Origin of the sequence: Nocardia amikacinitolerans, assembly GCF_900215415.1 — a bacterium.
Lineage (GTDB): Bacteria > Actinomycetota > Actinomycetes > Mycobacteriales > Mycobacteriaceae > Nocardia > Nocardia amikacinitolerans.
This window is the reverse complement of record NZ_OBEG01000006.1, coordinates 375,633-389,487: the sequence shown is the minus strand read 5'-3', so window position 1 is coordinate 389,487 and position 13,855 is coordinate 375,633. Positions and strand designations below refer to the sequence as shown.

Sequence of the window (13,855 nt, the reverse complement as noted above, 5' to 3'; positions counted from 1 at the left end):
ACTACAGCAGGGCGGTCAATGCCTCGGCCTCCGCGCGGAGCACCGCACCGCGGTCGGCGCGCCCGAGGTCGGCGTAGGATGCGGCGGAGGTCAGCCGCTCGGCGATCTCGGCGCGGACGATCCCCTCGATGTCGGCCTCGCTCAACTGCCGTCGTTCGACCTCCGCGCCGCCGAGCCCGACCACGCTTGCCTCGATCGCGCCCGCTCGCGCGTCACCGATCTCGACTGCCTCGGCATTATCGATGGCGGCGAGGGCCGAGCGCAGCGCCGCGGCCGCGTGGCGGTCGCGCGCCTTCATGGCGGCGGGCAGCGCGGCACGCAGTCGCCCACGGCGGCTCATGGTGTCACGATGGCGAAGTCCGGGTCCGGTTCGTCGAACACACCGACCAGGGCGGCGAGCTTGGTCGGATCGCCCTCGATGCCGATGTCACCCGCGGCGGCGGCGACACCGAAGTCCTCGCCTTGCAACAGGACTCGGATCATGGTCGCCCTGGTGAGGGTGAACTCGGCGTCGGCGTCCGGCAGCGCGACACCCTCCGGCCGGTCGTAGTGGGTCAGCCTGCCGTTGCGCAGTTCCAGCCGGTGCACGCGGCCCTCGTCGGTGAGGTTCCAGTCGGTGATCACGTGCATGTCCCATGCCTTCGGACCGTCCACGCGTAGCGCCATGGCGTCGAAGATCTGCTCGATGGTGAGGGCGGCGAGCATGGAATGCGAATTCGTCTTGGTCGGCGTGCCGAACGAGCCGTAGCGCAATTCGTACGCGCCGCTGAGGTAGAAGTTGCGCCACGTCGCGTTCTCGGCGCCGTAGCCGAGTTGCTCGTAGGCCGCGGCGAGCAGGTCTTTCGCCGCCTCGTTGCCGGGTTCGGCGAAGACCACGTAGTCGACCACCTGCGCGACCCAGCGGTAGTCGCCCGCGGCGTAGGACTCGCGCGCCTTGCGCAGCACCTCCTCGGCACCGCCCATGAATTCCACGTGGCGACGGGCGGATTCCACCGGCGGGTGCTGCCACAGGTGGGCCGGATTGCCGTCGAACCAACCGAGGTAGCGCTGGTAGATCGCCTTGACGTTGTGGCTGACCGAGCCGTAGTAACCCCGCGCGTGCCAGGCGTTCTCGATCGCGGGCGGCAGCGTCAGCTGCTCGGCGATCTCGGCGCCGACATAGCCCTGGTTCAGCATGCGCAGCGTCTGGTCGTGCAGGTAGCCGTACAGATCACGTTGCAGGCCAAGGTATTCCACCAGGCGTTCGGTGCCCCAGGTCGGCCAGTGGTGCGAGGCGAACACGACGTCGGACTCGCGCGCGAACAGATTGATCGCCTCGGTGAGGTACTTGGCCCACACGTGCGGATCGCGCACCAGCGCGCCGCGCAGCGTCACGAGGTTGTGCAGGGTGTGGGTGGCGTTCTCCGCCATGCACAGGGCCCGGCGCTCGGGGAAATAGAAGTTCATCTCGGCGGGCGCCTCGGTGCCCGGCGTGACCTGGAAGACGATCCGCACGCCGTCGACGGTCAGTTCCTGGCCGGTCTCGGCGATGTCCACGGTCGGCGCGATCAGGGTGACCGTGCCGATCGAAGTGGTCTGTCCGAGACCCGCGCCTACTTGGCCGAGCGGGCCCCTCGGCAGCACGGCGCCGTACATGTAGGCCGCGCGGCGCGCCATCGCGGTGCCCGCGTAGATGTTCTCCGACACCGCGTGCTCCAGGAATCCGGCGGGCGCGATGACCGGAATCCGGCCCGCCGCGGCGTCTTCCGGAGTGGCGACACCACAGGCGCCGCCGAAATGGTCGACGTGCGAATGGGTGTAGACGAGACCGGTGACCGGACGATCGCCGCGATGCTCGCGATACAGCCGCAGACCGGCGGCCGCGGTCTCTGCCGAGATCAGCGGATCGATCACGATGACGCCCTTGTCGCCCTCGACCAGCGTCATGTTCGACAGGTCCAAGCCCCGGATCTGATAGATGCCGTCGGTCACCTCGAACAGGCCTTGCTCGGCGACCAGTCCGGACTGCCGCCACAGACTGGGGTGGACGGAAGCGGGGCACGGCTCACGCAGGAAGCCGTAGGAATCGTTGTCCCACACCACGGATCCGTCGTCCTGGGTGACCACGCCGGGCTCGAGCGCGGCGAGAAAACCGCGGCGGGCGTCGGCCAGGTCGGCATCGTCGGCGAACGGCAGCATCGTCTCGGCGCGCTGCCGCGCGGCGACGATCACCTCGGTCGGCTCGGTCACGTCGGGCATCGTCCTCCTCCTTCTTCTCTGCCGAATTCGTCTGTCCTGGAATGGATCACCTCGGTGGGTCCGTGAAACCCAACGCGACCCCGACGCCACCGGCGAACAAGATCGCCAGCGCCGTCGCGGCGATGACCCCGTCGGCCCTGCTGCGGCGGCCATGGCGTAACCACCGGCTGCGCAGATAGCCCGTTACCGCCACCGCGAACATCGTCAGCGCTGCGGCGGCGGGGGCGATCGCGGCGTCGCGCCAGCCGGAACTCAGCGCGTGGTCGACGCACAGCGCGGCAACGACCATCGCGCTGATGGCCGTGCGCCGCCAGGCGAGCGCGGTGCGCTCGGCCGCAAGTCCCACGTCCCTTGCCGTCATCGCAGCAGCACCGCGATACAGGCCATGATCGACACGGCTCCGATGCCCGCCGACAGGATCGGCACCAATATCGTCTCCGGCAGCGGTTCGGCGCGGCGCATCGCGTGGCCGACCCGACGCCAGTGCAGGTAGCCGCCGATCGCGACGACAACCGCGAGCACGATGCAGCTGACCGCGAGCGTCCGGCGCAGGCCTGCCATGTGGAACGGCTGGACCAGGGTGTGCACCGCGACACCGCCGGCGAGCAGGCCGAGGGAGGTGCGCATCCAGGCCAGGAAGGTTCGTTCGTTGGCGAGCGTGAAGCGGTAGTCGACGCCTTCCTCGCCGTCCTCCGATTCCGAGCCGACTTCCGGGAGTGTCACACCGCCCCCTCGCGGGCGGGGCAGGCAAAGGGCACGACAACGATCGAATCGGCCGGGCGCTCAGGGACGTCCGAGGTCACGCTTCCGCCGCCAGGGTGCACGGGCACCACTCCGTCTCTGGTCAGTTTCGTGCCGCAAGCAAACGTTCCGCAACGTCAGCGTAGTGGCAGACCGGGCGGTCGTCCACGAGCCTCGCGGGCAGCGGACCCCATGCCGCGCGTCGAGCTGGAAGCACATCGGGGCGGCATCGTGGAAGGCCGTCGCGAGCCGGTCACGGTCGAGGTCAGCGATGCGTTGGTGGGCGACACCAGCGCCCCCATTGCGGGCGCGGCGCCGACCGGTGGCTCACGCGCGAGGGTGGGCCTGGTCGTGCACCTTCTTCAGCCGTTCGATGGAGACGTGCGTGTACAGCTGGGTGGTGGCCATGCTGGCGTGGCCGAGCACCTCCTGCACCACGCGCAGATCCGCGCCGCCCTCCAGCAGGTGGGTCGCCGCGCTGTGGCGGAGGCCGTGCGGCCCGATGTCTGGCGCGCCGGGGATCGCCGAAACGACCTCGTGCACCACGGTCCTTGCCTGCCGCTGGTCGAGCCGCCTGCCGCGCCTGCCGAGCAGGAGCGCGCGCCCCGATTCGGCGGTCGCGAACGCGGGGCGGCCGTAGCGCAGCCACTCCGCGACGGCGCGGTCGGCCGGTGCGCCGAAAGGCACGGAGCGCTCCCTGTTCCCCTTGCCGAGCACCCGGACCAGGTGCCGCTCCCGGTCCACGTCGTCGACGTCCAAGCCGCAGAGTTCGCTCACCCGGATCCCGGTCGAATACAGCAGCTCGACGATCAGCCGGTCCCGCAATGCCATCGGATCGTGCTGCGCCGCACCGGATTCCGCGGCGTCCATGGCCTCCACCGCCTGCTGCCTGCCGAGCACCGCTGGCAGCGTCCGGTGCGCCTTGGGCGAGCCGAGCCGTAGGCCGGGATCCACTTCCAGCCTGCCGGTCTTCGTCAGCCAGCCGGTGAACGTGCGCGCCGAGGACGCGCGCCGCGCCATCGTGGTGCGGGCCGCGCCGTTCGCCGACTGCGCGGCGAGCCACGACCGCAACAGCGTCAGGTCCAACTCTCGGACCGCCGAATCCGGGGACCGGGCGTACAGGTGGGCCAGCAGCGACCGCGCGTCGCCGAGGTAGGCGCGCACGGTGTGCGCCGAGCGGTTGCGACCGAGCCGCAAGTGTCGCCCGTACTCCGTCAACAGCGCTTCCAGATCCTCCGGCAACTCGTCCACCCCACCACCGTCGCGGTCGGCGCGGCGGTTGGCAAGATCCCGCGCCGGGCAGTGAGTCTCGGGGTGTCGTACGTCGCAACCCGTGGTTTCGTAAGTCGCGAACCACTTTCGCGAAGCCCGCGAAGAGTCGACGTGATCGCAACCAGCGCCGCAGGGCTCCCGCGATCACGCGCCGTATACGGACGGACCGTGTGCAGATCATCACGAGCGTCCTCCCGACTTCCTGGGCGCCTTTCGGTGCCAACCGGTTTCGTCGAGGGCGACCAACCCCGCGATCTCGAGGGCGACCAACGCGGCGCGGATCGCGGGCAGGGAGAGTGGGCAATGGGCGGTCAGTTCGTGGGGTAGGCGGGAGCCGATGGCCGGGAGGGCGGCGAAGACGGTGGCCTCGTCGCCGGTGAGGTGCTCGGGGGTGTCCGGCACGGCGCCCGCGCTGCCGGGCAGCGACAAACGCAGCGGTCCGGCCTCATCGATCACTTCCTCCGTGCGGGTGACGAGCAGCGCCTCGCCGTCGCGGATCATCCGATGGCAGCCCGTCGAGGCCGCCGAGGTGACCGGCCCGGGGATCGCCAGCGCCGGGCGTCCCAGTCGACGCGCCCATTTCACGGTGTTTCGCGCGCCGCTGCGCAGTCCCGCCTCGGTGACCAGCACACCATCGGCAAACGCCGCGATCAGGCGGTTGCGGGCCAAGAAGTGGTGCTTCCTGGCGACCGTGCCGGGCGGATACTCGCTGACCACCAGGCCGACGTCCGCGATCTCGGCGAGCAGCCGCTCGTGCTGGGCGGGATACGGACGGTCCACGCCGCACGCGAGCACCGCGATGGTCGGCCCGTCGACCGCCAGCGCCGCGCGGTGCGCCATGGCGTCGACGCCGAACGCCGCGCCGGACACGATGGTCCAGCCTTGGGCGGCCAGATCCCTGGCGATCTCGGCGGTGACCTGATTGCCGTATCCCGTGCTGCACCGCGATCCGACCACCGCCAACGCCCGTTCGCTCGACTCCAGCAGTGAGCGCGGTCCGCGCACCCAGAGCACCAGCGGGACCGCGCCGTCCGGATCCCGCCCCACCTCGAGTTGGCTCAGCCCCAGCAACCGCCACGCGGGCCATTCCGGGTCGTCGGGCGTCACCACCCGGCCACCGATCCGCTCGATGAGCTCCAGATCGTCCGCCGCCGAGTCGATCTCGCGCCGCCGCATGGTCGGTCCGCGCAGCGACTCCGGCAACTCGCACTCGCGCACCGCCCGTGCGGCCTCCACCACCCCGACCGATTCGATCAACGCGGACAACGCCGCACAGGGCCCTTCGACGACTCGCGAAAGGTACACCCAAGCCAACCTCCGCTCGTCCGCCGTTCCCGCACCACCCACTACCCGCGAATTCGCACCGGGCGCTTGCCGCCGACCACTTGGGTCCGCGCCGCAACCCGCAACATCGAGCCCCGCCCCACGCTCGTCGAGGCCGTCTGCCCATACCGCTCGCCGCGGACCAGAACCATCCCCGCCGGAACCGCGAATGCCGGACTCGACACCGCCCTCGCCCTCCTCGTCCATCGAAACCCTTCGACCCGCAATAGCCGCGCCCCGGTCTACGCCGCCCCGATCGAGCTCGACCGAGCAGTCCGGACCGTCAAGACATGCTGCCGGCCGCGAAACCCCTGGCTGCCCATCGAAACCGTGGCCATCCCCTACGCGGGGAACCGCCTCGTACCCGACGGCATCCCGCCCCGCTCGGCTCGCGCCGGTCATCGCGCACCCCCGTCGCGACTGTCCGCCGACAAGGACATCGCCACACGACCGCGGCACGGCGCCCACCGTTGAGTCGACGCCACAGCGCGGTCACCGCACCGCACCATCGATGGTTGCGGCGGCACCTCGGCACCAAAACCCCTGCCACGCCGCGTGTTCACTGCGCACCCCGCTGGCGGAAGTTCAGCGCCAACATGACGTCCTGCGCGCTGGGGACATCGGCACCGCGCAGATCGCAGATCGTCCAGGCGACGCGGATGGCGCGGTCGGCGCCCCTGGCGGACATGCGTCCCATGCGCAAGGCGGCCTCGACCGGGGCGACGGATTCGCGGGGCAATCGGAACCGTTGGCGCAGTGCGTGTCCCGGGACCTCCGCGTTGGTGAGCCAGCCGTGCTCGCGCCAGCGGTGCAGCGCGGCCTTTCTGGCCGCCGCGACGCGCTCGCGCACCACCGCGCTGCTCTCGGCGGCGTCGGAGCTGAACGTCGCGCCCGACTGACCGTGCATCTGCACCCAGATGTCGATGCGGTCCATCAGCGGCCCGGACAGCTTGCCGAGGTAGCGGCGGCGGGCCAGAGGTGCGCAGATGCAGTCCACGTCGCGGGCGGGCGCGCACGGGCAGGGGTTCGCGGCCAGGACTAGTTGGAAGCGGGCCGGGTAGCGCGCGACCCCGTCGCGGCGGGCGATGCGAACTTCGCCTTCCTCCAAAGGCGTTCGCATCGCTTCGAGGACCTTGACGCCGATCTCGGCGCACTCGTCGAGGAAGAGCACGCCACGGTGGGCGCGACTTACCGCGCCGGGACGGGCCGAGCCCGAGCCGCCGCCGATCATCGCCGTGACCGAGGTGGAGTGGTGCGGCGCGACGAACGGCGGCACGGTGATGAGCGGATGATCGCCGGACAGCGCGCCCGCCACCGAGTGGATCGCCGTCACCTCCAACGCCTCCGCTTCCGACAGCGGCGGCAGCAGACCGGGAAGACGTTGCGCGAGCATGGTTTTGCCGATGCCCGGCGGCCCGGTTAGCAACAGGTGGTGGCCACCCGCCGCGGCCACCTCGAGCGCCCAGCGTGCCTCGTCCTGACCGACCACCTCGCTGAGGTCACCGTAGGAGCGCGTCGTGTCGGGCAGTTCGCCACTCGGCTCCGGCAGCGCCGCCTCGCCGCGTAGCCAGGCGACCACGGCGCGCAGACTCGCCGCGCCGAACACCTCGACGTCTTCCACCAGACCCGCTTCCGCCATGGCGCATTCGGGTACCACCACCGTCGAACAGCCCGCGTTGCGCGCGGTGATCACCGCGGGCAGGATGCCGCGCACCCGGCGCACCCGCCCGTCCAACGCGAGCTCGCCGAGCAGCACCGTCTTCGCCAGCCGTTCCGAGGGCACCGCGCCCGCCGCGTCCAGTACCGATACCGCGAGTGCGAGGTCGTAGACGCTGCCGATCTTGGGCAGGGTCGCGGGCGACAGTGCCAGGATCACGCGGCCGTCCGGCCACTTCTCCCCCGAATTGGCCACCGCCGAGCGGACCCGGTCGCGCGATTCGGAGAGCGCGGTGTCGGGCAGGCCGACCAGGTGCACCGACGGCAGCCCCTGACCGATGTCGGCCTCGATCTCCACCAACTGCCCGTCCACGCCCGCCACCGCGACGGAATGGGCGCGCCCGAGCGCCATCAGAAGACCGCCTCGAGGTGGTCGATCACCGGGTTGTGGCCGGGCTGGATCAGTACCGAGATCACGTCGAAGCGGATCCGCCGCCACGGACCGTCCTGTTCGGCCAGCCAGAGCAGCGCGAGCCGCCGGATGCGCTGCCGCTTGGCGAAGGTGACGGCCTCGGCCGGCGTGCCGAACCCGAGACCGCTGCGGGTCTTCACCTCGACGAACGCGGTGGTCCCGGAATCACGCGCGATCAGATCGAGCTCGCCGTACCGGCAACGCCAGTTGCGCACGACGATCTCCATGCCAGCGTCCTGCAGGAACCGTGCCGCCAGCTCTTCCCCGTATGCGCCGAGCGCCTGTTTGTCTGCCACCCGACGATCGTGACCGCACCGCACCGCGGTCCGGTCGCGGTGACCTGGGCCGATGCCCGCCCTGTGGACTACGCCGCCGCTGTGGACAACACGCCGCCGCGTGGTCCGCAGCCGGGTCGCGCTGTCGGAGCGCAGTGGTATGGCGCCGCCGACGGCGTGATCGTCGACCTACGCACGGCCGCGACCTGGGCGAGGCAAGCTCGGTCGACGCGAACGCTGTTGTCGGCTCGCGGATGGCCGGAGAGTCCGAGGTCTACTAAGCGGCGCTGCCGGACGTAGTCCAGCGCCGTCCAGAAGCGCTTCCGCCGACCGGACTACTCCGGAAGCCGCAGGTCCGGCTTCTCCAACTCCTCGATGTTGACGTCCTTGAAGGTGATCACCCGGACGTGCTTGACGAAGCGGGCGGGCCGGTACATGTCCCACACCCACGCGTCGCTCATGCGCACCTCGAAGTACACCTCACCGTCGGCGTTCTGCGGACGCAGTTCCACGGAGTTGGCCAGGTAGAAGCGGCGCTCGGTCTCCACCACGTACGAGAACTGACCGACGATGTCTTTGTACTCGCGATACAGCGAGAGCTCCATCTCGGTTTCGTACTTCTCGAGGTCCTCGGCACTCATCGGGTGGGACGTCCTCCTTCTCGCCGCACTGCATCGTATCGGCGGCGTTCGCGTGGCCCGCGTGGTTACCCCGCGCTATCGCCTCCTGGCCTGACGCTCACACCGCCTGGTCGTCTCTTCACATCATCTCGCATGGGCGGCATCGGTAGCCACTCGGCTGTCCTCGAGGCCGTCGGCGAGCACCGCGTCGGCGTACTCGACGGCCGGATCGAGCGGACGCAATCCCGCCGTCTCACGCACATTGCGCCACGATCGCCGGTGCTCGCTGCACGGACCGAGCTGCTCGAGCGCGGCGGTGTGTTCGGGCGTGTTGTAACCTTTGTGCGCCGCGAAACCGTAGCCGGGGAATCGCTGGTCCATCTCGACCATGATGCGGTCGCGGGTCACCTTGGCCAGGATGCTGGCCGCCGCGATGCAGGCCGCCGCGGCGTCACCGCCGATCACGGGCAGTGACGGCACCGGAATGCCCGGGACACGGAAACCGTCGGTCAGCACGTAGCCGGGAGTCTGCCCGAGGCCCGCGACCGCGCGGCGCATGCCCTCGATATTGGCCACGTGAATGCCGATCGAGTCGATCTCCCACGCCGGGATCACGACGACCTTCCAGGCCAGCGCCAGCCGCGTGATGACCGGATACAGCTGCTCGCGGGTGGCTTCGGTGAGCCTCTTGGAGTCGTCGAGGCCCGCGAGTCTGTCGTAGGCCTTGGGTGCGAGCAGGCAGGCCGCCACGACCAGCGGCCCGGCGCACGGGCCGCGACCGGCCTCGTCCACACCCGCCACCGGGCCGAGCCCGCTGCGGATCAGCGCCGCCTCCAGCGTCCGCAAGCCGCCCGCTTTGCGCATCACCACGCGCGGCGGCCACCCATTGCTTGCCGTCATTCGGTTACCCACTGCTCCGGCCTGCCCCACCGTCCAATTATCCTGCGGCCGCGCCGATCAGTTGGTCTGCGGGTCCTGGGAACGGATGAGCCCGATCCGATTCGGCGGCCAGATCTTCACGACGGCCTTGCCTCGGACGTTGTCGATGGGTACGGTGCCCTGCCATTCGTCGCCGACGTGGGCGCGGGAGTCCGCGGACTGGTTGCGGTTGTCGCCCATCACCCACAGGTGCCCGTCCGGAACCTTCACCGGACCGAACACGCGGCCCGCGGGATAGGTGGGGTTCTGCTGGCCGGGCAGCCAGCGGTAGTCGTTCTCGACGTAGGGCTCGTCGAGTGGTTTGCCGTCCACCATGACCCTGCCCTGCGCGTCGCAGCACTGCACGGTCTGGCCGCCGACCGCGATGACCCGCTTGACCAGGTCGTTCTCGTCGGGCGGCACGAGGCCGAAGAAGGAGAAGAAGTTCTGCACGCCGCGCACGATCGCGTTGTCCGAGCGGATCGACTGGTAGCGGGTGTTCCAGGAGGGCGGTCCGACGAAGACCACCACGTCACCGGGTTGCGGGTCGCTGCCGTAGTAGCTGACCTTCTGCACGTAGATGCGGTCGCCGATCTGGAGGGTCTCCTCCATCGACTGGGAGGGGATCACGTACGGCCGCCCGACGAAGCTGACCATCAGCGCGGCGATGACGGCCGCGATCACGATGAGGACCGGCAGCTCCTGCCAGAACGGGCGCTGCTTCTTCGGCTTCTTCGCCTGCCGCCTGCCGCGGCGTCCCCCCTCGTCGTCCGATCCGGACACCGACACCGACCCACTTTCGTCTGCCACGCGGAACAGACTAGCCCGGCACCATGACTCGCGTCCGGTGCCGGGCCAGTGAAGATCACTCGTGCCGGGTCAGGGCGAAGCGCTCAGCGCTTTTCCTTGATCTTGGCCGCCTTACCGCGCAGGTCGCGCAGGTAGTACAGCTTCGCCCGGCGGACGTCACCGCGGGTCACGACGTCGATGTGGTCGATGTTGGGGCTGTGCACCGGGAAGGTGCGCTCCACGCCGACACCGAACGACACCTTGCGCACGGTGAAGGTCTCGCGGATGCCACCGCCCTGGCGACGGATCACGACGCCCTTGAAGACCTGGATGCGCTCCTTCGAGCCTTCGATGACCTTCACGTGCACATTGAGGGTGTCGCCCGGACGGAAGTCGGGGACATCGCTGCGCAGCGACTTTTCGTCGACGAAGTCAAGGGTGTTCATTTCCATCCTTCTGGAGTTCGCGCGAACAGAGGACCCTGGCGGCACAGCGCGTGCTCGACCGGTTCATGCTCCGAATTAAGGGATGCTCCCGGGGTCGACATGCACCCAGGGCAACCTGTGCATTGTGCCAGACCGAGAGGGTCCGCCGAAAATCGGGGCCGAGGGAGTCCGCCTCAGCTCATCCGAGCACCGGGTAGTTCGCGCGGAAGACACCTCGCGGATCACGGGCCCGTTTGATGTCGGCCAACCTGCTCACCGTCGACGCGTCGAAGGCTGCCGACGCATGCTCCCCCGGCGTCAGGAAGGTGTACGGCTTGCCAGCGCCGAGATGGCCGTCCAGCGCGCCGACGATCCGCCGCTGTTCGGCGGTCACCGCTTCGGCGAGGTGCGGAAGACCGAGGCCGAGCAGGTAGAGCAGGTACGGCTCGCGCACCGCCGCGCGGGCGCCCGGCTCCGGTCCGGTCGCGGCGAGCGCGCCGCCGAGGTGGCGGATCTGCAAATTCACCAGCGGCGCGAGCGGGTCGTCGAGCAGGATCTTCGCCACCGCGTCGTCGAGATCGGTCAGCAGCTCGGCGCGGGACAGTGCCGGGCTCGGATCGGTGGGTTCGGCGGTGATGTCGCCGAGGTTCGCTACCGACAGCTCGCCGCGCTTGTCGGCGATCGCGCCGCCGATGGCGTCCACCCCGGCGAGCAGTTCCCCGGCCGCCTCGGCATCGCCGAGATAGGCGACGTCGAGCGCGACCATCGGTGGGGCGTCGGGGAATTGGAAGCGGTGGAACCACAGCGACAACTCGTCGGGAGCCCGCTCGGTGAGTTCGGTGAACGCCTCGAAGACGGCGCGGGTCGCGGTGCCCGGCCACATCAGGCGGCCGCCGTAGAGCGCGGGCGCGGGGTGCAAGTCGAGTTCGAGCGCGGTCACCAGCGCGTAGTCACCGCCGCCTCCGCGCAACGCCCAGAACAGTTCCGGATCGGACGCGGCGGTGACGCGCGCGGGACGGCCATCGGCGTCGATGATCTCGAACGCGCGCACGCCGTCGCTGGCCCAGCCGAACTTCCTGCTGAACCAGCTCAGCCCGCCGCCGAGGGTGTAGCCGGTGACGCCGACGACCGGGTTGCTGCCCGCAAGCCCGGTCAGTCCGTGCGCGCCGACCGCGGCTTGCAGCTGCCCCCAGGTGGCACCCGCGCCGACGCGGGCCCACCGCTGGTCGGCGTGCACCGCGATGCCGTCGAGGCGCGCCGTGCGCACGAGGGTCACGCCGTCCCCGTTTCCGGACGCGCCGTGCCCGGTGGGCTGGGTGACGACCGTCAGTCCCGCGCTGTTCGCGTGGCTCACCAAGGCCGCGGCGTCCTCGGCGTCGGCGATCTCGACCACCGCGGCCACCGATTGGCGCACGGTGAGATTCCACGCCTGCGCGACTTTGTCGAATTCCTCGTCACCGGGTAGCAGGACCCGGCCGCGGACAATGCCGCGGAGATTCTCGAGTGTCATTTCTCTTGTCCTGTCTGCTGTTTCGATCGAGAATTGCTAGCTGCGGACAAAACGGCGCAACGAAGCCCACGCTGCGGGCAGCGGTTTCGGATCGCGCCGAGCGGGCGAACGCAGCGCCCAGGACGCGACGGTGAGCCCGAGGAATACCAGCGGGGAAATCCACGCGGGCGGTGCGTCGCCGACGGCCATGTGCGAAAGGGCCGCGCCGCCGTAGACGAAAGCCAGTCCGGCGTAAGCCCATTCCTTCAACCGCGGCGTGCCGGGCGCCAGGACCGCGCACACCGCGGCGACCTTCGCGGCGCCGATGATCGTCGCGAAGTAGAGCGGGTATTCGAGACGTTCGAAAGTGTCCTGAACATAGGGGATGCGCGCGAGATCCCAGTACGCGCCGACCACCGATTCCGTCATGAGAATCGCGGTGGTGCCGCCGAAGGCGATCATCCTGGCACGGGATCCGCGGTGCGACGCACCGCCTTCGATCTCGCTCGTGGCGAATTCCGTGGGAGTTGTCGTTGCAGTATTCATCTTCGGCTTTCCTTCGTCCGGCCCGCGCTCGCCGCGCACCGCCTCATCACGTTTCGAACTGGATGACGGACCGGAGCGCGGAAAGGTAACAAAGGGCGCGAAATGTCGTTGTGACATAGCGCACATCGACCAACGTTGCTGTTAGGTCCGGCTCCTACGGTTCGTCAGTAGAGCGACAGAGAGGACACGCCGTGAACGACCACGAATTTCTGGCAGGGCGCTTCGAAGGCCACCGGCCGCATCTGACCGCGGTGGCCTACCGCATGCTGGGCTCGATCGCCGAAGCCGACGACGCGGTTCAGGAGGCGTGGCTGCGCCTGGCAAAGACGGACGCCGCCGAAATCGACAACCTCGCGGGCTGGCTGACCACCGTGGTCGGCCGGGTCTGCCTCGACATGCTGCGCGTGCGCACCTCACGCCGGGAGGAACCGATGGCGGAGCGCCTGCCTGATCCGGTGGTCCGCCCCGACGACGGAACCGATCCGGAAGGCCAAGCGCTGCTCGCCGATTCGGTCGGCATGGCGCTGCTGGTTGTACTGGAGTCGCTGAATCCGGCCGAGCGGCTCGCGTTCGTGCTGCACGACATGTTCGCGATGCCGTTCGATCAGATCGCGCCGATCGTCGGCAAGTCGCCCGCCGCGGCCAAGATGCTGGCCAGCCGCGCGCGCAACCGTGTTCGCGGCCGGGCGCCGGTGCCCGATCCCGATCTGCCCCGCCAGCGCCGCGTCGTCGACGCGTTCCTGAGCGCGGCGCGCGGCGGCGATTTCGACGCGCTGCTGGCGATCCTCGATCCGGACGCGGTGCTGCACGCCGATGGCGGCGCGACGGTGCCCGGCGGCCTGCGCGTGGTGCGCGGCGCGGAGCGGGTGGCGGCGATGCTCGACACGTTCCACCGGATGGCCAACCTCTACGACACCCACCCGGCCCTGGTCAACGGCGTTGCGGGACTGCTCAATACGGCCGAGGGCAAGCCGATGTCGGTGATGAGCCTCACCGTGACGGACGGCCGGATCGCGCAGATCGACATCCTGTCCGATCCCGAACGGCTCGCGCGACTCGATCTGGTCCGGGCCGACGACCGTCGATGAACG

At 69.8% G+C, this 13,855-nt stretch carries 15 protein-coding genes; 1 reads left to right on the top strand and 14 read right to left on the bottom strand.

Annotation, left to right across the window (positions count from 1 at the left end; all coding sequences use genetic code 11):
* Position 1 precedes the first annotated feature (1 nt).
* The 14 genes from CRP45_RS26355 to CRP45_RS26285 form a co-directional block, all read right to left on the bottom strand.
* The gene (locus tag CRP45_RS26355; RefSeq protein ID WP_097247448.1) at positions 2 to 340 is read right to left on the bottom strand and encodes a GatB/YqeY domain-containing protein; all 339 of its coding nucleotides are present in this window, start codon (positions 338 to 340) and stop codon (positions 2 to 4) included.
* On the bottom strand, positions 337 to 2,238 hold the full coding sequence (locus tag CRP45_RS26350; protein WP_097247447.1) for an alkyl/aryl-sulfatase: 1,902 nt from the start codon (positions 2,236 to 2,238) through the stop codon (positions 337 to 339). The genes CRP45_RS26355 and CRP45_RS26350 overlap by 4 nt, the downstream gene beginning before the upstream one ends.
* 46 nt (positions 2,239 to 2,284) lie before the next feature.
* Positions 2,285 to 2,599 carry a DUF202 domain-containing protein gene (locus tag CRP45_RS26345; protein ID WP_097247446.1) on the bottom strand — a complete coding sequence of 105 codons (315 nt, stop codon included), beginning with the start codon at positions 2,597 to 2,599 and terminating at the stop codon, positions 2,285 to 2,287.
* Positions 2,596 to 2,961, bottom strand: a complete 366-nt coding sequence (locus CRP45_RS26340) for a YidH family protein (RefSeq protein WP_067782183.1) — start codon at positions 2,959 to 2,961, stop codon at positions 2,596 to 2,598. Before CRP45_RS26340 ends, CRP45_RS26345 begins: the two co-directional genes overlap by 4 nt.
* A gap of 345 nt (positions 2,962 to 3,306) precedes the next feature.
* Positions 3,307 to 4,230, bottom strand: coding sequence for a tyrosine recombinase XerC (locus tag CRP45_RS26335; RefSeq protein ID WP_179831021.1), 924 nt, complete (start codon positions 4,228 to 4,230; stop codon positions 3,307 to 3,309).
* Between the two features lie 201 nt (positions 4,231 to 4,431).
* Positions 4,432 to 5,556 (bottom strand): DNA-processing protein DprA, encoded by a 1,125-nt coding sequence (gene dprA, locus CRP45_RS26330; protein ID WP_245910454.1) that lies wholly within the window; start codon positions 5,554 to 5,556, stop codon positions 4,432 to 4,434.
* A gap of 577 nt (positions 5,557 to 6,133) precedes the next feature.
* Positions 6,134 to 7,642, bottom strand: a complete 1,509-nt coding sequence (locus tag CRP45_RS26320; RefSeq protein ID WP_097247443.1) for a YifB family Mg chelatase-like AAA ATPase — start codon at positions 7,640 to 7,642, stop codon at positions 6,134 to 6,136.
* A complete protein-coding gene (locus CRP45_RS26315; protein ID WP_097247442.1) occupies positions 7,642 to 7,998 on the bottom strand; it encodes a YraN family protein in 357 nt (118 codons plus the stop codon). The genes CRP45_RS26320 and CRP45_RS26315 overlap by 1 nt, the downstream gene beginning before the upstream one ends.
* A gap of 314 nt (positions 7,999 to 8,312) precedes the next feature.
* Positions 8,313 to 8,618 carry a DUF2469 domain-containing protein gene (locus CRP45_RS26310; RefSeq protein WP_011210678.1) on the bottom strand — a complete coding sequence of 102 codons (306 nt, stop codon included), beginning with the start codon at positions 8,616 to 8,618 and terminating at the stop codon, positions 8,313 to 8,315.
* A gap of 123 nt (positions 8,619 to 8,741) precedes the next feature.
* On the bottom strand, positions 8,742 to 9,497 hold the full coding sequence (locus tag CRP45_RS26305; protein ID WP_084482673.1) for a ribonuclease HII: 756 nt from the start codon (positions 9,495 to 9,497) through the stop codon (positions 8,742 to 8,744).
* Between the two features lie 57 nt (positions 9,498 to 9,554).
* Positions 9,555 to 10,325, bottom strand: coding sequence for a signal peptidase I (lepB, locus tag CRP45_RS26300; RefSeq protein WP_097247441.1), 771 nt, complete (start codon positions 10,323 to 10,325; stop codon positions 9,555 to 9,557).
* Between the two features lie 83 nt (positions 10,326 to 10,408).
* Positions 10,409 to 10,750: a 50S ribosomal protein L19 gene (gene rplS / locus CRP45_RS26295; RefSeq protein WP_011210681.1), complete on the bottom strand. Its 342-nt coding sequence runs from the start codon at positions 10,748 to 10,750 to the stop codon at positions 10,409 to 10,411.
* A gap of 178 nt (positions 10,751 to 10,928) precedes the next feature.
* Entirely contained in the window at positions 10,929 to 12,239 is a 1,311-nt protein-coding gene (locus tag CRP45_RS26290) for an FAD-binding oxidoreductase (protein ID WP_097247440.1), read from the bottom strand.
* A 36-nt stretch (positions 12,240 to 12,275) separates the two neighbouring features.
* Positions 12,276 to 12,881: a DoxX family protein gene (locus CRP45_RS26285; protein WP_245910452.1), complete on the bottom strand. Its 606-nt coding sequence runs from the start codon at positions 12,879 to 12,881 to the stop codon at positions 12,276 to 12,278.
* Positions 12,882 to 12,955: 74 nt separating this feature from the next.
* On the opposite strand from CRP45_RS26285, the gene sigJ reads away from it, so the two are divergent.
* Positions 12,956 to 13,852: an RNA polymerase sigma factor SigJ gene (gene sigJ, locus CRP45_RS26280; RefSeq protein WP_097247439.1), complete on the top strand. Its 897-nt coding sequence runs from the start codon at positions 12,956 to 12,958 to the stop codon at positions 13,850 to 13,852.
* Positions 13,853 to 13,855: the final 3 nt, after the last annotated feature.